Here is a 22066-nt window from a genome sequence, read left to right on the forward strand (position 1 = left end):
GAGGAGGGAAAGATGAAAACAAGAAAAATCCCTTTGCGCAAGTCTGTCGTGTCTAACGAAGTGATTGATAAGCGTGATTTGCTCCGCATTGTCAAGAACAAGGAAGGACAAGTCTTTATCGATCCGACAGGCAAGGCCAATGGCCGTGGCGCTTATATCAAGCTAGACAATGCAGAAGCCATAGAGGCTAAAAAGAAGAAGGTCTTTAACCGTAGCTTTGACATGGAAGTGGAAGAAAGCTTTTATGACGAGTTGATCGCTTATGTGGATCACAAAGTGAAAAGAAGAGAGTTAGGACTTGAATAAGCAAAAGATAAGCAATCTCTTGGGACTTGCTCAGCGAGCAGGGCGGATTATATCGGGTGAAGAATTGGTGGTCAAGGCCATTCAAGATGGCAAGGCCAAGATGGTCTTTCTAGCCCATGATGCTGGACCCAATCTGACCAAGAAGATTCAAGATAAAAGTCATTATTATCAAGTAGAAATTGTAACCGTGTTTTCAACACTGGAATTAAGCATAGCAGTCGGGAAATCGAGAAAGGTTTTGGCTGTGACAGATGCTGGATTTACAAAGAAAATGAGGTCTCTTATGGAATAGAAGAGGAGGACATGATTTGTCTAAGAAAAGATTGTACGAAATCGCAAAAGAACTTGGAAAAGAAAGTAAAGAAGTTGTAGCGCGTGCAAAAGAGTTGGGCTTGGATGTGAAAAGCCACTCATCAAGTGTGGAAGAAGCTGTCGCTGCAAAAATCGCTGCCAGCTTTAAGCCTGCAGCTGCTCCGAAAGTAGAAGCAAAACCTGCAGCACCAAAAGCAAGTGCAGAAAAGAAAGCTGAAAAATCTGAGCCAGCTAAACCAGCTGTAGCCAAGGAAGAGGCAAAACCTGCAGTCCCAAAAGCAAGTGCAGAAAAGAAAGCCGAAAAGTCTGAACCAGTAAAACCAGCTGTAGCTAAGGAAGAAGCAAAACCTGCAGCACCAAAAGCAAGTACAGAAAAGAAAGCCGAAAAATCTGAGCCAGCTAAACCAGCTGTAGCCAAGGAAGAGGCAAAACCTGCTGAGCCAGTCGCTCCTAAAACAGAAAAAGTAGCAGCTAAACCGCAAAGTCGTAATTTCAAGGCTGAGCGTGAAGCTCGTGCCAAAGAACAGGCAGAACGACGCAAGCAAAATAAGGGCAATAACCGTGACCAACAAAAGGGAAATCATCAAAAGAATGATAACCGTAATGGTGGAAAACAAGGTCAAGGCAACCGCGACAATCGTCGCTTTAATGACCAAGTTAAGAAACAGCAAGGCCAGCAAAATCGTGGAAATGAGCGTCGTCAACAAGAGGACAAACGTCCAAATCAAGCGGCTCCACGTATTGACTTTAAAGCCCGTGCAGCAGCCCTCAAAGCAGAGCAAAATGCAGAGTATGCACGTTCAAGTGAGGAACGCTTCAAACAGTATCAGGCTGCTAAAGAAGCCTTGGCTCAAGCTAACAAACGCAAGGAACCAGAGGAAATCTTTGAAGAAGCGGCTAAGTTAGCTGAACAAGCGCAACAAGCACAGCAAGTTCAAGCAGTGGTTGAAGTCGTCCCTGAGAAAAAAGAACCTGCAGTGGATACACGTCGTAAAAAACAAGCTCGACCAGACAAAAATCGTGACGATTATGATCACGAAGAAGATGGTCCTAGAAAACAACAAAAGAATCGAAGTAGTCAAAATCAAGTGAGAAATCAAAAGAATAGTAACTGGAATAACAACAAGAAGAACAAAAAAGGCAATAACAAGAACAATCGTAATCAGACTCCAAAACCTGTTACAGAGCGTAAATTCCATGAATTGCCAACAGAATTTGAATATACAGATGGTATGACCGTTGCGGAAATCGCAAAACGTATCAAACGTGAACCAGCTGAAATCGTTAAGAAACTTTTCATGATGGGTGTCATGGCCACACAAAACCAATCATTGGATGGAGAAACCATCGAACTCCTCATGGTGGATTATGGTATCGAAGCCAAACAAAAGGTTGAAGTGGATAATGCCGACATCGAACGTTTCTTTGTCGAAGATGGTTATCTCAATGAAGATGAATTGGTTGAGCGTCCACCAGTTGTAACTATCATGGGACACGTTGACCACGGTAAAACAACCCTCCTAGATACTCTTCGTAACTCACGTGTTGCGACAGGTGAAGCAGGTGGTATCACTCAGCATATCGGTGCCTACCAAATCGTGGAAAATGGTAAGAAGATTACCTTCCTTGATACACCAGGACACGCGGCCTTTACATCTATGCGTGCGCGCGGTGCTTCTGTTACCGATATTACGATTTTGGTCGTAGCTGCAGATGACGGGGTTATGCCTCAGACAATTGAAGCCATCAACCACTCAAAAGCAGCCAACGTTCCAATCATCGTAGCTATCAACAAGATTGATAAACCAGGTGCTAACCCAGAACGCGTTATCGGTGAATTGGCAGAGCATGGTGTTATGTCAACTGCTTGGGGTGGAGATTCTGAATTTGTTGAAATCTCAGCTAAATTCAACCAAAATATCGAAGAATTGTTGGAAACAGTCCTTCTTGTGGCTGAAATCCAAGAACTCAAGGCAGACCCAACAGTGCGTGCTATCGGTACAGTTATCGAAGCGCGCTTGGATAAAGGAAAAGGTGCAGTCGCAACCCTTCTTGTTCAACAAGGTACCTTGAATGTCCAAGATCCAATCGTTGTCGGAAACACCTTCGGTCGTGTCCGTGCTATGACTAATGACCTTGGACGTCGTGTTAAGGTTGCTGGACCATCAACACCAGTCTCTATCACAGGTTTGAACGAAGCGCCGATGGCGGGTGACCACTTTGCTGTTTACGAGGATGAAAAATCTGCGCGTGCGGCTGGTGAAGAGCGTGCCAAACGTGCCCTCATGAAACAACGTCAAGCTACCCAACGTGTCAGCCTTGAAAACCTCTTTGATACCCTTAAAGCTGGTGAACTCAAATCAGTTAACGTTATCATCAAAGCCGACGTACAAGGTTCTGTTGAAGCCCTTTCTGCCTCACTTCAAAAAATCGATGTGGAAGGTGTTAAAGTTACCATCGTCCACTCAGCAGTCGGTGCCATCAACGAATCAGACGTAACTCTTGCCGAAGCTTCAAATGCCTTTATCGTTGGTTTCAACGTACGCCCTACACCACAAGCTCGTCAACAAGCAGAAGCTGATGATGTGGAAATCCGTCTTCACAGCATTATCTACAAGGTTATCGAAGAGATGGAAGAAGCCATGAAAGGGATGCTTGATCCAGAATTCGAAGAAAAAATTATCGGTGAAGCAGTTATCCGTGAAACCTTCAAAGTGTCTAAAGTGGGAACTATCGGTGGATTCATGGTTATCAACGGTAAGGTTACTCGTGATTCTAAAGTCCGTGTTATCCGTGATGGTGTCGTTATCTATGATGGCGAACTCGCAAGCTTGAAACACTACAAAGACGACGTTAAAGAAGTTACAAACGGTCGTGAAGGTGGATTGATGATCGATGGCTATAATGATATCAAGATGGATGATGTGATTGAGGCCTATGTCATGGAAGAAATCAAGAGATAAGATTTTTGCTCCTTTCTTAGGTGGTGAGGGACGCAAGCAAACCGATGGTTTCATTGCTTATTTTTGAGCCTAGGGTCTCAAAAATCCCCTGTGATGGGACTGATAAATCAGTTCCATCACTTTCACCACAGCGAAAGAAGCGGATGAGTTCAAATTGAACTTCGTTTCAATTTGAACTGAAAATCAATAAGTTTAAAAATAGCTAGGTCTGCTGGCCTAGCTTTTGGTTCAAAGTAGAGAAAGGAATATCATGGCAAATCATTTCCGTACGGATCGTGTGGGCATGGAAATCAAGCGTGAAGTCAATGAGATTTTGCAAAAGAAAGTCCGTGATCCGCGTGTCCAAGGTGTGACCATCACAGATGTTCAGATGCTAGGTGACTTGTCTGTTGCCAAGGTTTACTACACCATTCTGAGTAACCTTGCTTCGGATAATCAAAAAGCCCAAGTTGGACTTGAAAAAGCAACTGGTACCATCAAACGTGAACTTGGTCGCAATTTGAAATTGTACAAAATCCCAGATTTGACCTTCGTCAAAGACGAGTCCATCGAGTATGGGAACAAGATTGACGAGATGCTACGCAATCTGGATAAGAACTAAAGAAGAGGGGCAACCCTCTTTTTTGGTGGAGAAAATAGGTGGAATTTGAAATGGAAAAATATTCTTTTAACTAGAATTCTGTATTTTTAAAGGTTAGCTAAATAGAAAATGCTTTTTTTTTTAGCAAATATGATATGATGATTTCATAAATAAAAGGAGATTCTATCAATGAATAATATAAAAAAAGTTTGTCGTTTAGCTTTGCTATGTCTTTCCGTTTCTACTCTAGTTGCTTGTAGTTCTCTATCTGAAAAAACAAGTAGCTCTTCTAGTGAGAATCAAACAGAAGCTTCATCTAGTAGTTCTGAAAAGAAAGGGTTGCTTGCCAAAGCAAAAGAAAAACTCAGTTCAGGTGATTTTAACCCACAAGATGTTAGTGATGCGACAATTGAGTCTATAAAAACTTATGAAGATTACTTGATTATGAATGAGAAAATAATCGATAATTACTATACAGAAGCAGACGAAGCCTTTAAAGGAACTGTTTTAGAAGATAGCGCTGCTATCCAAGAACTAAAAGATAGCACTAAAAAAGAGATGGAAGATTTGAAAAAACAATATGGTCCACTCAAGAAAGCACCGATTCAAGGGAAAGAAGAAGTTATTAAGGCTCTAAAAGATTATCGTGATAATCTACATGAGCAAGTGGAGCAGTGGAAAGCTAGTCTTTAATAGGAAGAGTGGAGTTCAATATGGATTATCAATTATTGCCACATGAATACATGGTTATGAATAGTGACCATGTGAGTTTTGGGAAAAATGGTTTGTCTACAGATGAATTAATTTTAACGAATCTACACTTAATATATATCAAAAAAGGTTTATGGGGAGGAAAAAAAGATCAAGTTACCATACCCATTAACCAGATTAAAATTTTTGAAGGGAAACCTCAAGTTTCAGTAACCAAAACCAATGGTGTGAAACGGCTGGAAATTTATTATAATGGCGGACAAGCTATCTTTGCATTTAATAATACTAAGGATACTGACAAGTGGGCTAGAAACATTATTAAATTGATGTCAGGTGATACAAGCAATTTTGAAACCTTGGGAGATAGCAGCTTATTTGGAGCAGATGTTTTGGCAGAAACATTTAAGGATACATTTGACACTTTTAAAGCAGGGCTTGGGATTAAGGATGCAGAGCCAGAAAAGATTTCAACCAAGTGTAGCTTTTGTGGAGCACCTTTGTCAGGTCAAGTGAAGCAAACAGTGAGATGTGCCTATTGTGATATGGAGCAGAGTTTATAAGGGGGCAATTAAATGGGGTTGATAAAAGCAATCACAGATTCTATCGGTGGGACATTTGCAGATCAGTGGAAAGAAATTATCACAGTTCAAGCTTTTGATGAACATACAGCTGTAAGTCCAGGTATTGTGCAAGAAAGTAATAATGGTAGGGGTGTCAATACGAAGGGATCTGTCGGTGTTATTTCCAACGGATCCAAGATTTTTATTCCAGAAAATACTGCTGCCTTTATCTTTAGTCAATCTGGTATCGAGGAAATTATTATAGAACCAGGTGGATATGAATACCAAAATGGTGAGAGCAGTGTTTTTAACGGTGATGGATTGAAAAAGTCACTGTTTGACAATGTTGTTAATCGTGTTGGATTCGGTGGCCAAAGTGATCAGCAAAAACAGATTTGCTTTGTTAATTTGAGAGAAATTCGTGATATTAAATTTGGGACTCGTGGCCCAGTCATGTATAACGATTTGTTTTATGGGACAGATTTAGAAGTACGTGCTTTTGGAACATTTTCTATCCAAATTACAGATGCTAAGCAATTTATCAGAAACTTTCTTCCTGCCAATGTGACTTATTATACCTTTGATAGCGCTCAAGCTAGGTCACAAATAGTAACAGAATTTCTTCAATCTTTTATTGTTGCACTTAATTCTTTGTCAACAACTTATCGTATTTCACAATTACCCTCACAAGCTTCAGTTCTTGCAACCCAAGTATCGAATGATGGACAGTATGCAGGGACTTGGAAAGAACGTTTTGGATTTGAGATTGTAAAAGTTGCCATTGCTAATATTGAGTTCTCACCAGAATCTAAGGAATTGGTTAAACAATTTTCATCAAATAAGATGAATTTAAAAGCTTATGATGATGTATCGCAGAAAGCTTCTAATATTGCAGCACAACAAAAAATTGCATCAGGAGTGGAGCAACATGGTCTAGGTGATGGTGCAGGGATGATATTTGGAATGAATATGGCTCAAAGTTTGGATGAAAAAGCCATGAAACCAAGTTTATCATTAGATGAACAAATCGAAGCCCTTACAAAACTAAAATCTCTTTTAGATGCAGGGATACTATCTCAGGAAGAATTTGATCGAAAGAAAAAAGAAATTATGGATTTATAAAATGAAACTCGAAAGTTCATAGTTAGTGTGTATTCAAGGAACATTTTAGATGAAACAATAATAGACTATCGTTCACAGATAGAATATCATGTTGTAAAGGTAGGAGTTGAATATTCGAGCTGTCTCTACAAAGACTATTAAAAATCTTTAACAAATAAGTTGCTAAGGATTTTGATTTTTTGTCTAAAAGAATAAGGAGTTTTTGAAAATTTTTGAGGGGAATTTGAAACATACTTTAAAAGAGTATGCTATCATAGAATATAACTTACAGAAGTAAAAGGAGTTTGTATATGGCTGAACAAGACTTAGCTATGCAAGTATTACAACAAGTGGTAAAACTACCTGTTGTTAAGGTTGATCGTTCGAAATTTTTAGTAGATAAGTTTTCCAAAGAATTGGATCCACAGGACGTTCCTACTTTATTAGAACAAGGCCCAACGTCTCTCTTATCTCAAGAAATATTAGATCGAGTGGCTAATGCCTGTATTAGGGATAATGTTTTATTAGCGAGTGGAACTTCTGTTTTGGCAGGATTACCTGGAGGGCTTGCTATGGCAATTACCATTCCAGCTGATGTGGCTCAATTTTATGGTTTCTCTCTGAAATTGGCTCAAGAATTAGGTTATATTTATGGTTATGAGGATCTTTGGGCTTCACGCGATGAGTTGAGTGAAGATGCTCAAAATACCCTCTTGCTTTATCTAGGCGTCATGTTGGGGGTAAATGGAACCGCTGCCTTGCTACGTGCTGGTGGTATAACAATTGCCAAACAGGTAATGAAAACAGTACCTAATAAAGCGTTAACAAAGACGCTTTGGTACCCTATTTTGAAAAAAGTCTTAAGAATATTTGGTGTGAATCTGACCAAGGGAGGGCTAGCCAAAGGAATGGGGAAATTCATTCCTATCTTGGGTGGTATCATTTCAGGTGGTTTAACCTTTGCAACTATGAAACCAATGGGGGAAAGCTTGCAGAAAGAATTGTCCAAGCTAGTCAACTATAGTGAAATTCAATATCAAGAAGATGTTGAAACAATCCGAAAAGAGGCTGAAATCATCGAAGGAGAGTGATATGGGACTCATAAAAGTTCTAGCTAAAACTTACGGGAATTACTTTTTAACCATGCAAGGTGTAAAAGTGATGAAAACGATAAAGAAAGATGACCATGCCGTTGTCGGTCTGGGAAAACTCTTTATTGCAGACAAGCTAATGGATACGGCTCGGTGGCTCATTAAGCCAGAGGATAACAAATGAAATTTTTCTGGGGACTTCTTGCCATTATTTTTATTAAACCGATTATTGGAATTGTGAAATTCCTGTGGATGATTATCTCTTTTGCAGTCCAATTGCTGTTTTACAAGATGGTATTTAAGATATTGGATTGGCTCTTTAAACTTATTTAGATAGTAATCCAAGTCGTGGGGAACTAGCAAGTCTTGTACTGCTAGTTTTTTAATCTCTTTCCTTATGGTATAATAAAATAAATAATATCATTTATAAACGATAATGGAGGTCGTCATGGATAATATCATCGATGTGTCAATTCCTGTTGCAGAAGTGGTGGATAAGCATCCAGAAGTCTTGGAAATCCTAGTGGAGCTGGGTTTTAAACCCCTTGCTAATCCCTTGATGCGTAATACTATCGGTCGCAAAGTATCGCTTAAGCAGGGGTCTAAGCTGGAAGGAACTCCTATGGATAAGATTGTCCGCACACTGGAGGCGAATGGCTACGAAGTGATTGGATTAGACTAATGGCAGATGAACGGATTCATGTCCTACGGGATATTTTGTTAGAATTGCATAATGGCGCCTCTCCTGAGTCGGTTCAGGAGCGTTTTGATGCGACCTTTACAGGCGTTTCAGCCATCGAGATTTCTCTCATGGAGCATGAGCTGATGAACTCAGACTCAGGTGTCACCTTTGAAGATGTCATGGAACTCTGTGATGTTCATGCCAATCTTTTTAAAAATGCTGTTAAGGATGTCGAAGTTGCAGATACCGAGCATCCAGGTCACCCAGTTCGGGTATTTAAAGAAGAAAATCTGGCTCTCCGTGCGGCCTTGATTCGCATTCGGAGATTGCTAGATACCTACGAATCTACGAAAGATGAAGAGATGCTGGCGGAGATGCGTAAAGGCTTGGTGCGTCAGATGGGACTTTTGGGGCAATTTGACATCCACTACCAACGTAAGGAAGAACTTTTCTTTCCTATCATGGAGCGCTATGGACACGATTCACCTCCCAAAGTTATGTGGGGAGTGGATGACCAGATTAGGGGACTCTTTCAAACAGCTTTAGCGACAGCCAAGTCACTACCAGAAGTGTTGATTAGCAGTGTAAAAGAAACTTTTGAAGCCTTTGCGACAGAGTTTGAAAGTATGATTTTTAAGGAAGAGTCCATCCTTCTCATGATTCTCCTTGAGTCCTTCACCCAAGATGACTGGCTTCAGATTGCGGAGGAGAGTGACGCCTATGGCTATGCCATCATCCGTCCGTCAGAAAAATGGGTGCCAGAAAGACAGAGCTTTGTTGAGGAAGATAGTGCAGGGGAGCCTGTACAGCTAGATACGGCAGAAGGTCAAGTTCAGCAAGTGATCGATACGCCAGAAGGACAGTTTACCATTACCTTTACTCCTAAGGAAAAGGAAGCAGTGTTGGATCGCCATAGTCAGCAGTCTTTTGGGAATGGCTATCTATCGGTCGAGCAGGCCAATCTCATCCTCAATCACCTCCCTATGGAGATTACCTTTGTCAATAAAGACGATATTTTCCAGTATTACAATGACAATACGCCAGCTGATGAGATGATTTTCAAACGGACACCGTCTCAAGTTGGGCGCAATGTTGAACTTTGTCATCCACCTAAGTACTTGGACAAGGTCAAAACCATCATGAAGGGGCTTCGTGAAGGGGTCAAGGATAAGTATGAAATGTGGTTCAAGTCTGAGTCGCGAGGAAAGTTTGTCCACATCACCTATGCCGCAGTGCACGATGAAGAGGGAGAATTCCAAGGGGTGCTGGAGTATGTTCAGGACATTCAGCCTTACCGTGAGATTGATACGGACTATTTCCGTGGATTAGAATAAGGAGAAAAAATGAGTTACGAACAAGAATTTATGAAGGAATTTGAAACTTGGGTCAATACCCAGATTATGATTAACGACATGGCGCATAAGGAAAGTCAAAAAGTCTACGAAGAGGACCAAGACGAGCGTGCCAAAGATGCCATGATTCGCTACGAAAGCCGCTTGGATGCCTATCAGTTCTTGCTTGGAAAATTTGAAAATTTCAAAGCAGGGAAGGGATTCCATGATTTGCCAGAAGGCTTGTTTGGTGAGAGAAATTATTAAACGAGATAGATTCTTGATTTTTTACTAAAATCTTGATAGAATATTTATATTAAATCCTTGTCAGAGCAGGGGTTTTTTATTGAAAGGATTTTATCATGTCAAAGAAACTCAATCGTAAAAAACAATTACGAAATAGCCTCCGTCGCGCAGGTGCCTTTTCAAGTACTGTGACTAAGGTTGTAGAAGAGACAAAAAAAGTCGTGAAACGTGCAGAACAGTCAGCAAGCCAAGCTGGTAAGGCTGTTTCTAAAAAAGTTGAGCAAGCAGTAGAAGCTACCAAAGAGCAAGCTCAAAAAGTAGCCAATTCTGTAGAAGATTTTGCAGCAAACTTGGGTGGACTTCCACTTGATCGTGCCAAAACTTTCTATGATGAAGGAATTAAGTCTGCGTCAGATTTCAAAAACTGGACTGAAAAAGAACTCCTTGCCTTGAAAGGAATCGGCCCAGCCACCATCAAGAAATTGAAGGAAAATGGAATCAAGTTCAAGTAATATTTCTTGTCCCTTGCATTTCCGAAAAAATCTTGCTACAATAGAGCCATTAGAGGTGTTTTGAATCCCGCATTTTACAGAAAGTGGCGGTGCTGAGAAGTCCACAAATGTGTCAAAACTAGTTGCTAATGGATGAAAAATTGAAATAAAAGTGTCTTTTTGTTTTAAAGACGAGAGTTGCGGGCAACTGCCCGAAATTGGGTGGTACCGCGGATAAACACATTCGTCCCTGTCATGTAGATGGCAGGGGCGATTTTTTGTAGAAAGCGAGGTATAAGGATGACAAGAACTGAACTGCCAGAACGCTTGGAAACAGAACGTCTCGTTTTACGAGTCCGTACTGTGGCGGATGCTGAGGACATCCATGCTTACGCCAGTCTCCCAGAAGTCTCTTACCCAGCTGGCTTTCTACCCGTCAAGACCTTGGAAGATGAGATTTATTATCTAGAACATATCCTTCCCGAGCGTAATCAAAAGGATAATCTTCCAGCAGGCTACGGAATTATCGTTAAAGGAGCCGATACAATCATTGGTTCTGTCGATTTCCCCCGTCGCTACGAAGACGATGTACTGGAGATTGGCTATACCTTGCATCCAGACTATTGGGGTCGAGGCTATGTACCAGAAGCAGCGCGAACTTTGATTGACCTAGGCTTTAAAGAATTAGGTCTTCACAAGATTGAGCTAACTTGTTTTGGCTCCAATGTCCAAAGTCAACGAGTCGCAGAGAAACTTGGATTTACCCTTGAAACTCGTATAAGGGATAGAAAAGATGCTCAAGGCAACCGCTGTGATGATTTGAGATATGGCTTGCTGAGGAGTGAGTGGGAGGTGAATTGATGCATCTTTTCATCATTGGTGCTCCAGCCTCAGGAAAAATGACGATTGGTCAAGAACTGTCTCGACTGACGGATGCTACCCTCTTTTATAACCATCAAGCCATCGATTTTGCACTAGAAATCTATCAGGATTATACAGAGGAGATGTGGGAATTTGTTCGTGGAATTACCTTTTCTTTCCTTGGAGCAAGTGCAAGAAATCAGCGATCAGTAATTTTAACTGACGTAATTGATTTTTCAAATCATTACCAACTGATGTATTTAAAGCAAATTCAGGATTTGTTGAATGACTATCATCAAGAGATTCTGTTTGTTGAGTTGGAAACAAGTCTTGAAGAGCGTTTACGTCGAAATCGAACGGAGAACCGGTTGAAGCACAAGCCCTTGAAACGACATATTGAGGTATCTGAAAGAGAAATTTTAGAGACAGCTGAAACACTTCAATTAAATTCCCAACATCAACCGAATGAGTTGCACCACTACTTTAAAATAAATAATACGAATCTGTCTGCAGAAGAAGCTGCTAAGCAGATTCAAAATAAAATGAACAAAATAGAGAAAGGACAAACACATATCTAAACAACTTCATGAAGACGTTCTCAAGACTCAAGAAGTTCAAAAGTCTCAATCTTTTTCGTTCGTGATTCCCACCACCAAACGTTACTGCTAAACTCTATCTTGGTCACGCTTTGGGGGGACAACCTTCAAAGCAAACGAATCACAAAAAAGCTGAGATTTACCATTAAAGCCTGTATCCGAGACCGTAAGAATATCCAATACAGCAGAGGTAGAGTCGAATCTATTGAAGGATGAATTAGAGGAGAAAATAGATGGCTAAAAAGAAAAATAGAAAAAAGAATTAAAACGCCAGCAAAAGTTGGATATCAAAGTTATTTCTGAAGAAGAGGCTGCTTGGACAGAAATAATGGCTAAAAAACCAACTTTTGTAGAACGTCGGACTATTCAAAATTTCGATGAACTACATACAGCAGTGATGCAATATGCTGATGAACACGGAGAGTATCCAGATGTTCAACTAATCAATTACCAACTGAAAAATAGGATTTTTGATTAGAATCAGGACCATGCTTTATTTAGAGAAGCTATGCATACTCCAAATACACAGAAGCGAAATGAACTGTTAAAACAAGTTTTAAAGATCAATCCAGATTATTTTGCGGCTGATTTTCACCCATTCTTATCAGAGGTTGAAGATTTTGATTTACCAACCTTTAGATTAGATTTAGGAGGCAAAGATTGAAATTAATGTATTATTTTAATACTGACAATAGATTGAGGAATCTTTTTGCTCAAACTTGGAAAATACTTATGTATGCGCTAACGTATTTTCCAATAATATCTCTAATTATATTCTGTCTTACCGATTTTAAATTAGTTATAATTTTACAATTTGCCTTGATACTAATATATGTGTTTAACTATAAAAATCGATTTAATAAGTTTAGAGTTTTTCTTACTAAAAGTACTAAATCTTTAGCTTTTATGCACGCATGGGATGGAATATTTTGCGGAATCTTGACTTACATTCTTTATAACCTAAATCTAGTTGAATCAACTTTAATCAACTTATCTCAATATTTTTTTACTAGTTATGGCATAAGTAAAAATCACATAAATAACTGGCTTATCATTGTAATACTTTTAATATTACCATTGGTATTATCTGTTATAAAAACTATAATATCAATCAAGATATTTAAAAAAGTTAATAAAATAGATATCTCCAAGGGAAAGACACTATGGAATGTATATGCCACGATGCTTATTAATTCGTTTTTATGGTATTATATCTATATTTATTACTTTATTTCTAAAGCTATTGATTTTCATTCCGATTTAATAACTGACATTTTTATATTTAATTCATTTATTGCGCTTTATTTAATATTCTGGTGGATAATTCATAATCTAATTAGATATGGTGCAAAAGATACCAAAGAAGTAATAGCATCATGGCTAACTGGAACAATCTGTATATTGTTGTTAGCAATATTTAATCAAGTTGAAAATGAATTAATAAATGCTTTAACCTGGTTTTTGCCAATATTAATTCCTAGTCTAATTGGAGAAATAAATTCTCAATTTGATACAAAAAAATATAAGAAAAAACCAATAAGAACTGAGAAAATGGATAGACACCTCTATCGAACTCAACTATATAGTTTTCTTACTCTATTAATGTTGAGTATTATTCCAAAGTTAACCGAAATTATTTGGGGGTTAAAGATTAAGATGAAATTGGTCGAATTTATAACTCCCGCAGCTGATTGGATGTCTGAATTATTTGCCTCAACTATAATTATTTTCGTTTGTTTCATATTATCATTAGTTATTGGGAAGGCTATAATTTGGTTATTACAGTATTTCTATTTAAACACCCATAATGGATATTACGTGTATCGTGACAACATGCACAGTGTATTAATAAATCGTAGATATAAAAGAAATATTCATAAAAGGAGAAAAAATAATGTCTAATCAACTTTCACCTAAATACACTCCATCCTATGGTTAGGCTGGTCGTTACCAAAAATGCCTTGATACGGATGTTTTCAAGCCGTCAGGAGATCAAAAGGCTAAGCCTTATTCAATCGTGATTACCACCACCAAACGTAACTAGAAAACTCTACCTTGATTAAGCTTGGAGTACATTCTTCAAAGTAAACGAATCACAAAGAAACTGGGATTTCCCATTCAAGCCTGTATCCGAGGCTGTAAGAATATCCAATACAGCAGAGGTAGAGTTTGATCTATTGAAGAATGAGTTAGAGGAGAAAATAGATGGCTAAAAAGAAAAATAGAAAAAAAGAATTAAAACGCCAGCAAAAGTTAGATATTAAAGTTATTTCTGAAGAAGAGGCTGCTTGGACGGAAATTATGGCCAAAAATCCAACTTTTGTAGAACGTCGGACCATTCAAAATTTCGATGAACTGCATACAGCAGTGATGCAATATGCTGATGAACACGGAGAGTATCCAGATGTCCAGCTAATCAATTACCAACTGAAAAATAGGACTTTTGATTGGAATCAGGATCATGCTTTATTTAGAGAAGCTATGCATACTCCAAATACACAGAAGCGAAATAAACTGTTAAAACAAGTTTTAAAAATCAATCCAGATTACTTTGCTGCTGATTTTCACTTATTCTTATCAGAGGTTGAAGACTTTGATTTGTCAACCTTTAAAAAAGTATTGGATTTTGAAGTTCTAGTTTTAGAAAAATGGAAAATGAATGGATACAATAGTTGGAATTATTTTGAAGCACGCCCTATCCTGTCTGCTCTGATGTTTCTGATTGAGTATTATATGATGGAGAACTTCAATTCTAAGTCTATGGAATTGATTGACCTATATTTGAGTAAGCGACCAGAACGGTTTCCTCCTAATTTTGTCTTCTGTATGCTTTCCTTGTATCATATCACCGGTCAGGAGCTAAAGGTTGAGCGTTTCTATCGTGAAGAATTAAATAAAGGAAAGCGGGATGATACCATCCTTATTCATGCCATCATCTCTGCTTTTTCTCAAGGAAAAATTGAGGAAGCCAGTCAGCTATTTGTAAAATTAGTGGAAATCAATGATGAAGCTGTTGAATTCTTCATAGAGAAAGACTGGCAATTCAATATTTTAGACATTGAAGAACAAGAATGCTATTGTCCAAATTCAGTTGAATCGCTACAAGCTAGTTTGTATCCTCTGCTTGACTATTTACAAGAAAATATTATCTTAACAGAATTTTTAACAAAAGAAGCCAAGAAATTCCGTCGTAAACCAGTATTTTCGAATCATTCCAGTATGATAAAAAATTTATCCAAGGTCACAGACTGGTACTCATTTATGAGCGAGGAAAAAATGAAGGGAATCCGGATGGATCTTGTTCGCATCTTTGTTGAAAATGGGATTCGTACATCTTCAGATTTCAAAAAATGGACTGAAAAAGAAGTTCTCGCTTTGAAGGGAATTGGTCCCGTAACCGTTAAAAAGCTGAAAGAAAACGGCATAAAGTTTAAGAAAGAGAAGTAATTGTTTATGGAAGGGGGGAGGTGAAATTGTCTTGAATGAAATTTCTAATTTCATCCTGTATACTACACCAAATGGCGACGTTCAGCTAGATATCCTTTTACAAGATGAAAATCTTTGGTTGACTCAAAAAGGTCTTGCAGAGCTCTTTGGAGTTGAACGAAGTGTCATTACAAAGCACTTAAAAAACATTTATGATAGTGGTGAGTTGGATAAGGTGTCAACTTGTGCAAAATTTGCACAGGTTCAACAAGAGGGGAATAGAGCTGTCAGGCGTGAACTTGAATATTACAATCTGGATGCTATCATTTCAGTTGGCTATCGAGTAAACTCCAGTAAGGCTACTCAATTTAGAATTTGGGCAACCAAGACTTTGAAAGAATTTATCATCAAAGGTTTTGTTTTGAATGATGAACGCTTGAAACAAGGACAGACAGTTTTCGGACAAGATTATTTCCGTGAGCTTTTAGAACGGATTCGCTCTATTCGTTCTAGCGAGCGCCGAATCTATCAACAAATCACGGATATCTTTGCTGAATGTGCCATAGATTATGATAGAAACTCAGATATTACTAAAAACTTCTATGCTATGGTGCAAAATAAATTTCATTATGCAATTACTGGAAATACTGCTGCAGAAATTATCTATCAGCAAGCCGATGCTAGTAAAGAAAAAATGGGATTAACTACTTGGAAGAATGCACCTGATGGACGAGTTCTCAAATCAGATGTAACGGTGGCTAAAAACTATTTGCAAGAAAAAGAAATTCGACAACTAGAGCGAACTGTTACAGCCTATTTTGATTATATCGAGGGTTTGGTTGAGCGCCGTAACACTTTTACCATGCGAGGATTGGCAGATAGTATTGATCGTTTTCTATCTTTTAATGAGTACGAAATTTTAGAAGGAAAAGGAAGTATTTCCAAGAAAAAAGCAGACTCAAAAGCCATCCAGGAGTATGAAAAATTTAACCGAACTCAAAAAATTCTATCGGACTTTGATAAACATATTATTAAGATAATGAGAGAAAGTTAATGTAAAATTTTCACTATTTCTTTGCTTATAAAAGATAGTGAGAAAACAAGATGAGTTGAATCAAAGTCTATCTCCTACATACTTAATTTTATTTAAAGATATTAACTAGAAAGGACAAACACATGTCTAAAGAACTTTCACCTAAATACAATCCAGCCGAGGTTGAGGCTGGTCGTTACCAAAAATGGCTTGATGCGGATGTTTTCAAGCCTTCTGGCGATCAAAAGGCTAAGCCTTATTCAATCGTGATCCCACCACCAAACGTAACTGGTAAACTTCACCTTGGTCACGCTTGGGATACAACTTTGCAGGATATCATCATCCGTCAAAAACGTATGCAAGGTTTTGATACCCTTTGGCTTCCAGGGATGGACCACGCGGGGATTGCCACTCAGGCTAAGGTTGAGGAGCGCTTGCGTGGTGAGGGCATCAGCCGCTATGACCTCGGTCGTGAATCTTTCTTGACGAAGGTCTGGGAATGGAAAGACGAATATGCCACTACTATCAAGGAACAATGGGGCAAGATGGGGCTCTCTGTAGACTACTCTCGTGAGCGTTTCACTCTTGATGAGGGTTTGTCAAAAGCCGTTCGAAAAGTCTTTGTGGACCTTTACAAGAAAGGCTGGATCTACCGTGGTGAGTTTATCATCAACTGGGACCCAGCTGCTCGTACAGCCCTTTCTGATATCGAAGTAATCCACAAGGATGTCGAAGGTGCCTTCTACCACATGAACTACATGCTAGAAGATGGCTCACACGCCCTTGAAGTGGCAACAACTCGTCCTGAGACTATGTTTGGGGACGTTGCCGTTGCGGTCAATCCAGAAGACTCACGCTACAAGGACTTGATTGGTAAAAACGTCATCCTTCCAATTGCTAATAAATTAATCCCAATCGTTGCCGACGAACATGCCGATCCCGAGTTTGGTACTGGTGTTGTTAAAATCACTCCTGCCCATGATCCAAACGACTTCTTGGTCGGCCAACGCCACAACTTGCCACAAGTTAACGTGATGAACGACGACGGAACTATGAACGACTTGGCCTTTGAATTTGTAGGTATGGACCGTTTCGAAGCTCGTAAGGCGGTCGTTGCTAAGTTGGAAGAAATCGGTGCCCTCGTTAAAATCGAAAAACGTGTCCACAGTGTTGGTCACTCAGAGCGTACAGGTGTTGTGGTTGAACCACGCTTGTCTACGCAATGGTTCGTCAAGATGGACCAATTGGCCAAGAATGCCATTGCCAACCAAGACACAGATGATAAGGTAGAATTCTACCCACCTCGTTTCAATGATACCTTCCTCCAATGGATGGAAAATGTCCACGACTGGGTCATCTCTCGTCAGCTCTGGTGGGGTCACCAAATCCCTGCTTGGTATAATGCTGAGGGTGAAATGTATGTCGGTGAAGAAGCTCCCGAAGGTGACGGATGGACTCAGGACGAAGACGTCTTGGATACTTGGTTTAGTTCTGCCCTTTGGCCATTCTCAACCATGGGCTGGCCTGATGTCGACTCAGCAGACTTCAAACGTTATTATCCAACATCAACTTTGGTGACTGGTTATGATATTATCCCGTTCTGGGTATCTCGAATGATTTTCCAAGGTTTGGAATTTACTGGCAAGTCGCCATTCAAAAATGCCTTGATTCATGGTCTCATTCGTGATGAGCAAGGACGCAAGATGTCGAAATCTCTTGGTAACGGGATTGATCCAATGGATGTTATTGATAAGTACGGAACAGATAGCCTTCGTTGGTTCCTTTCAAACGGTTCTGCACCAGGGCAAGATGTGCGCTTCTCTTACGAGAAAATGGATGCTTCATGGAACTTCATTAACAAAATTTGGAACATCTCTCGCTACATTCTCATGAACAATGAAGGTTTGACTCTTGAGCAAGCAACTGCCAATGTGGAAAAAGTTGTTAACAAGGAAGCTGGAAATGTCACTGACCGCTGGATTCTCCACAACCTCAATGAAACTATCGGCAAAGTCACTGAAAACTTTGACAAGTTTGAGTTTGGTGTAGCTGGACACATCCTCTACAATTTCATCTGGGACGAGTTCGCTGACTGGTACGTTGAGTTGACCAAGGAAGTTCTTTATAGCGACAACGAAGAAGAGAAAGTCATCACACGCTCTGTTCTCCTTTACACTTTGGACAAGATCCTTCGTCTCCTTCACCCAATCATGCCATTCGTGACAGAGGAAATCTTTGGACAAATCTCAGAAGGCTCTATCGTGACAGCAGAATACCCAACTGTTAACCCAGCCTTTGAAGACCTTGCGGCTCACACAGGTGTAGAGAGTCTCAAAGACTTGATCCGTGCCGTTCGTAATGCGCGTGCGGAAGTAAACGTAGCACCAAGTAAGCCTATCACAATTCTTGTCAAGACAAGTGATAGCGACTTGGAAGCTTTCTTTAACAGCAATGTCAATTACATCAAACGCTTCACAAATCCAGAACACTTGGAAATTGCTTCAACCATCCCTGCACCTGAACTTGCTATGTCAAGCGTTATCACAGGAGCAGAAATCTACTTGCCACTGGCAGACCTCCTCAATATCGAAGAAGAATTGGCTCGTCTCGACAAGGAACTGGCTAAATGGCAAAAAGAACTGGACATGGTCGGCAAGAAGCTCTCTAACGAACGCTTCGTAGCCAACGCCAAACCAGAAGTCGTCCAAAAAGAACGCGACAAACAAACCGATTACCAAGCTAAATACGACGCGACTGTAGCACGTATTGATGAGATGAAGAAGTTGGTGAAATAAATCAATATTAGGCAGATTCTGATCAATTAAGCTAATATCAGAACTGCTTTTTTAGTAGATTTATGGTAAAATGAAGGGTAAAACAAAATGTAATAGGAGGCCGATATGAAAATAAATGCAGTTGATTTATTTTGTGGTGTAGGCGGTCTAACGTACGGTATTCAGCAGGCGGGTATCAATGTTGTAGCTGGATATGATATTGATGAAAAAAGCAAATTTGCCTATGAGTACAACAATGATGCTAAATTTATTTTAAAAGATATAAATGGAATTGAAGATGACGAAATTTTGGGATTATATCCGTCAGATACTGACATAAAAGTACTGATTGGTTGTGCTCCTTGTCAACCATTTTCAACATACAGTCATAAATATCAGAATAATGAAAATACAAAAAAGAAGATAGACCTTTTGGATTGTTTTGGTAGGCAAGTTGAACTTGTAAAACCAGATATTGTATCAATGGAAAATGTTCCTCAAATGCAAAAAAAAGAAGTTTTTCATCGTTTTAGGACTCTATTAGAAAAGAATGGCTACAAGGTTACTTACAAGGTGGTATATGCTCCAGATTACGGAGTGCCTCAAACAAGAAAACGGTTACTTTTGCTTGCGTCAAAATTCGGAGATATTTCGTTAATTGAACCAGAGTTCAATTCAGATACTCACCCTACTCTTAGAGATACTATAGAGAAACTACCTGAAATAAAAGCGGGAGAAACTTATAAACATGATCCACTACATAGATGTAGAAATTTATCAGATTTAAACTTAAAAAGAATAAGACAATCCAAACCTGGAGGGACATGGAGAGATTGGGATGACGATCTTCTTTTAGAAGCATATAAGAAAGACAGTGGAAAGACGTTCGGGTCAGTCTATGGTCGATTAGAATGGGACAAACCTGCTAATACTATTACAACTCAGTTCCCTGGAATCGGTAATGGCAGATTTGGTCATCCAGAACAAGATAGAGCTTTAAGTTTACGTGAAGGGGCACTTTTGCAGACTTTTCCATTAAATTATGAGTTTGTTGACCCTAAACAGGGGGGGAATTATCCAATATCCCAAGTGGCGTTACAAATTGGAAATGCAGTACCACCTAAATTAGGTGAGATTATTGGTGAAAGTATTATAAATCATTTGGAGGAATATTATGCTTAAGCAAATGAAATTATTTGAAGATGAGGAAAAGCAGAAAAAAATACAAAATCAAATAGATATGTTACAATATGAACTTAATTATGATACTCGAGATTATCCTATTAGTTTTATAGTTGATTTATATAATAATGAGAATGAAATCTTTTCTCCTGACTATCAACGTAGCGAATTATTATGGAGTCCCAAGCAAAAATCAAGATTTATAGAATCATTGCTACTTGATTATCCAATTCCTCTTCTATTTTTAGCAGATACGGATGAAGGTAGTATGGAAATTGTTGATGGATTGCAAAGAATTTCAACACTATCTGAGTTTTTTTATGGAGATTTAAAATTGGTGGGCCTAAACAAACTTACAGAATTAAATGATTGCACTTTGGATGAAATGCCCAAAAATGAAATTAGACGCTTGAAAGCTAGATCTTTGAGGGTAATAGTGTTGAAACATAGTACTCCAGCAAGTGTTCGTAAAGAACTATTTGATCGACTTAACACCAGTTCCTTACGTGCTAATACAAGTGAAGTTCGAGCTGGAAGGGAACTTGATAATCCACTTATGATTTTAATAAAAACTTTAGCTGAAGATGAACTATTTAGGGAGAATACAAATCTTTCCCAAAATAAAATTAATCGGAAAGAAGATATTGAATTAGTAAGTAGGTTTTTTGCTTTTAGCAATAATTTAGATAATTATAACGGTTCAGTTATGAATTTTGTTGATGATTATATCCGAGAGGCCGGAAAAAGTTGGTCTGATGAAAAAAATATTTGTTTGAAGATGAGTTTAATAGAACAATGAGATTTGTTTCAGATAATTTTGAGAGAGGTTTTCAAAAAGAAGATCGAAATCATACACCTCGGGTACGATTTGAGGCGCTTTCAGTTGGAATTAATCTAGCACTAAGAGAATCTCCCCAATTAAATGTCTCCATTGCACAAATAGATAAGTTATTGAACAGTGACCACTTAAAAAAATGGACAACTTCTGATGCTGCAAATAATAGAACCAAGGTAATTAGTAGAATACATGGAGTTAGAGACTTTTTATTAAATGGTGACTTTAATGACTGAATATGAAAAATTGAAAATGGAAATTAATCATTTTATCAATGTAATTAGTATTTATGAAAAATCTATAATGGGGCTTCCAAATGTGTTGAACAATTTATTCGAAATACAAATAGAAAGCAGCCCAGAGGATTTGTTCGAACAAGAATACCGATTGCAGATTAAAGATAGAGATAATTTTGAAGTAATTGTTAAAATTATGAAATCCAATTCTATTTTAATGCTATATAATTTGGTTGAGTCAACTATAAGGGTTTCAATGTTAGATTATTATAGCAGTTTAAATGATAAACAATTGTCTTTTAGTCAAGCAATTGAATCAATACAAAAATTATGGATTAAAAACCATCTGAATCAAATAAATAGTAATGAGTTAAATCAAAAAGTATTTAATATGATTTTAAATGTGATAAATAATAATTACAGTGTTGAGATAGAAAGGGAATCGTTTCATCTTTCTGGGAACGCAGATGTCAAGGAGATGAAAAGGATTTTAGAAACACATGGCATTACATATAATAACGATTCATTTAGAGATTTTGGCGGAGCACTTCTTACCATTAAAAATAAGAGAAATTATTTAGCTCATGGAAATATTTCTTTTGAAGATAATGGAGGACGATTTTCAATTCAAGACATAAATGAATTAAAGAATAAGACTTATCAATGTTTAGATTACTTTATTTCTCTAATAAATTCTGCAATTATTAATCAAGAATTTATGTCACAAGATATATAATAATCTCCAAAAA

At 38.4% G+C, this 22066-nt stretch carries 24 protein-coding genes and 2 pseudogenes; all 26 read left to right on the top strand.

Annotated features, from left to right (window positions below):
* Positions 1-12: 12 nt before the first annotated feature.
* The 26 genes and pseudogenes from rnpM (at position 13) to HMPREF0851_RS12220 (ending at position 22053) form a co-directional block, all read left to right on the top strand.
* Entirely contained in the window at positions 13-306 is a 294-nt protein-coding gene (gene rnpM / locus HMPREF0851_RS12100) for an RNase P modulator RnpM (protein WP_000857556.1), read from the top strand.
* Positions 299-598, top strand: a complete 300-nt coding sequence (locus tag HMPREF0851_RS12105) for a YlxQ-related RNA-binding protein (RefSeq protein ID WP_001041392.1) — start codon at positions 299-301, stop codon at positions 596-598. Before rnpM ends, HMPREF0851_RS12105 begins: the two co-directional genes overlap by 8 nt.
* Before the next feature lie 16 nt (positions 599-614).
* Positions 615-821: pseudogene (locus HMPREF0851_RS16790) on the top strand (translation initiation factor IF-2 N-terminal domain-containing protein); the annotation flags it as partial.
* Positions 822-989: 168 nt separating this feature from the next.
* Positions 990-3581, top strand: a pseudogene (infB, locus tag HMPREF0851_RS12110) (translation initiation factor IF-2); the annotation flags it as partial.
* Positions 3582-3831: 250 nt separating this feature from the next.
* On the top strand, positions 3832-4182 hold the full coding sequence (rbfA, locus tag HMPREF0851_RS12115) for a 30S ribosome-binding factor RbfA (RefSeq protein ID WP_001273602.1): 351 nt from the start codon (positions 3832-3834) through the stop codon (positions 4180-4182).
* A 168-nt stretch (positions 4183-4350) separates the two neighbouring features.
* Positions 4351-4854 (top strand): hypothetical protein, encoded by a 504-nt coding sequence (locus HMPREF0851_RS12120; protein ID WP_001059610.1) that lies wholly within the window; start codon positions 4351-4353, stop codon positions 4852-4854.
* A 20-nt stretch (positions 4855-4874) separates the two neighbouring features.
* A complete protein-coding gene (locus HMPREF0851_RS12125; protein ID WP_000386259.1) occupies positions 4875-5432 on the top strand; it encodes a hypothetical protein in 558 nt (185 codons plus the stop codon).
* Between the two features lie 12 nt (positions 5433-5444).
* The gene (locus HMPREF0851_RS12130) at positions 5445-6554 is read left to right on the top strand and encodes an SPFH domain-containing protein (RefSeq protein WP_000522911.1); all 1110 of its coding nucleotides are present in this window, start codon (positions 5445-5447) and stop codon (positions 6552-6554) included.
* Between the two features lie 290 nt (positions 6555-6844).
* Positions 6845-7624, top strand: coding sequence for a hypothetical protein (locus tag HMPREF0851_RS12135; RefSeq protein WP_000840394.1), 780 nt, complete (start codon positions 6845-6847; stop codon positions 7622-7624).
* Position 7625: 1 nt separating this feature from the next.
* The gene (locus tag HMPREF0851_RS12140; RefSeq protein ID WP_000522948.1) at positions 7626-7808 is read left to right on the top strand and encodes a hypothetical protein; all 183 of its coding nucleotides are present in this window, start codon (positions 7626-7628) and stop codon (positions 7806-7808) included.
* A gap of 264 nt (positions 7809-8072) precedes the next feature.
* Complete coding sequence (locus tag HMPREF0851_RS12150; protein WP_000368734.1) at positions 8073-8306, top strand: DUF1858 domain-containing protein; 234 nt, start codon at positions 8073-8075, stop codon at positions 8304-8306.
* Positions 8306-9640, top strand: coding sequence for a DUF438 domain-containing protein (locus HMPREF0851_RS12155; RefSeq protein ID WP_000752901.1), 1335 nt, complete (start codon positions 8306-8308; stop codon positions 9638-9640). Before HMPREF0851_RS12150 ends, HMPREF0851_RS12155 begins: the two co-directional genes overlap by 1 nt.
* A gap of 9 nt (positions 9641-9649) precedes the next feature.
* Positions 9650-9904, top strand: coding sequence for a DUF1912 family protein (locus HMPREF0851_RS12160; protein ID WP_000119718.1), 255 nt, complete (start codon positions 9650-9652; stop codon positions 9902-9904).
* Between the two features lie 95 nt (positions 9905-9999).
* On the top strand, positions 10000-10395 hold the full coding sequence (locus tag HMPREF0851_RS12165; protein WP_000038635.1) for a helix-hairpin-helix domain-containing protein: 396 nt from the start codon (positions 10000-10002) through the stop codon (positions 10393-10395).
* Positions 10396-10674: 279 nt separating this feature from the next.
* Positions 10675-11235, top strand: coding sequence for a GNAT family N-acetyltransferase (locus tag HMPREF0851_RS12170; protein ID WP_000198668.1), 561 nt, complete (start codon positions 10675-10677; stop codon positions 11233-11235).
* Positions 11235-11813 (top strand): AAA family ATPase, encoded by a 579-nt coding sequence (locus tag HMPREF0851_RS12175; protein WP_000550020.1) that lies wholly within the window; start codon positions 11235-11237, stop codon positions 11811-11813. The genes HMPREF0851_RS12170 and HMPREF0851_RS12175 overlap by 1 nt, the downstream gene beginning before the upstream one ends.
* Positions 11814-12111: 298 nt before the next feature.
* A complete protein-coding gene (locus tag HMPREF0851_RS12180; protein ID WP_009014376.1) occupies positions 12112-12309 on the top strand; it encodes a hypothetical protein in 198 nt (65 codons plus the stop codon).
* Positions 12310-12339: 30 nt separating this feature from the next.
* Positions 12340-12495, top strand: coding sequence for a hypothetical protein (locus tag HMPREF0851_RS16320; protein ID WP_004237269.1), 156 nt, complete (start codon positions 12340-12342; stop codon positions 12493-12495).
* A 5-nt stretch (positions 12496-12500) separates the two neighbouring features.
* On the top strand, positions 12501-13733 hold the full coding sequence (locus tag HMPREF0851_RS12185; protein ID WP_042764400.1) for a hypothetical protein: 1233 nt from the start codon (positions 12501-12503) through the stop codon (positions 13731-13733).
* Positions 13734-14036: 303 nt separating this feature from the next.
* On the top strand, positions 14037-15278 hold the full coding sequence (locus HMPREF0851_RS12190; RefSeq protein ID WP_001085118.1) for a hypothetical protein: 1242 nt from the start codon (positions 14037-14039) through the stop codon (positions 15276-15278).
* A 31-nt stretch (positions 15279-15309) separates the two neighbouring features.
* Entirely contained in the window at positions 15310-16311 is a 1002-nt protein-coding gene (locus tag HMPREF0851_RS12195) for a virulence RhuM family protein (RefSeq protein WP_001002883.1), read from the top strand.
* Positions 16312-16433: 122 nt separating this feature from the next.
* On the top strand, positions 16434-19085 hold the full coding sequence (locus HMPREF0851_RS12200; RefSeq protein WP_000032156.1) for a valine--tRNA ligase: 2652 nt from the start codon (positions 16434-16436) through the stop codon (positions 19083-19085).
* A gap of 105 nt (positions 19086-19190) precedes the next feature.
* Positions 19191-20246, top strand: coding sequence for a DNA cytosine methyltransferase (locus tag HMPREF0851_RS12205; RefSeq protein ID WP_000700044.1), 1056 nt, complete (start codon positions 19191-19193; stop codon positions 20244-20246).
* Positions 20239-21045: a DUF262 domain-containing protein gene (locus HMPREF0851_RS12210; RefSeq protein ID WP_009014378.1), complete on the top strand. Its 807-nt coding sequence runs from the start codon at positions 20239-20241 to the stop codon at positions 21043-21045. The genes HMPREF0851_RS12205 and HMPREF0851_RS12210 overlap by 8 nt, the downstream gene beginning before the upstream one ends.
* The gene (locus tag HMPREF0851_RS12215) at positions 21015-21317 is read left to right on the top strand and encodes a hypothetical protein (RefSeq protein ID WP_156790868.1); all 303 of its coding nucleotides are present in this window, start codon (positions 21015-21017) and stop codon (positions 21315-21317) included. The genes HMPREF0851_RS12210 and HMPREF0851_RS12215 overlap by 31 nt, the downstream gene beginning before the upstream one ends.
* Positions 21310-22053 carry an MAE_28990/MAE_18760 family HEPN-like nuclease gene (locus HMPREF0851_RS12220; protein WP_000141441.1) on the top strand — a complete coding sequence of 248 codons (744 nt, stop codon included), beginning with the start codon at positions 21310-21312 and terminating at the stop codon, positions 22051-22053. The genes HMPREF0851_RS12215 and HMPREF0851_RS12220 overlap by 8 nt, the downstream gene beginning before the upstream one ends.
* Positions 22054-22066: the final 13 nt, after the last annotated feature.

The sequence above is a fragment of the Streptococcus sp. M334 genome, from assembly GCF_000187745.1.
Classification (GTDB): domain Bacteria; phylum Bacillota; class Bacilli; order Lactobacillales; family Streptococcaceae; genus Streptococcus.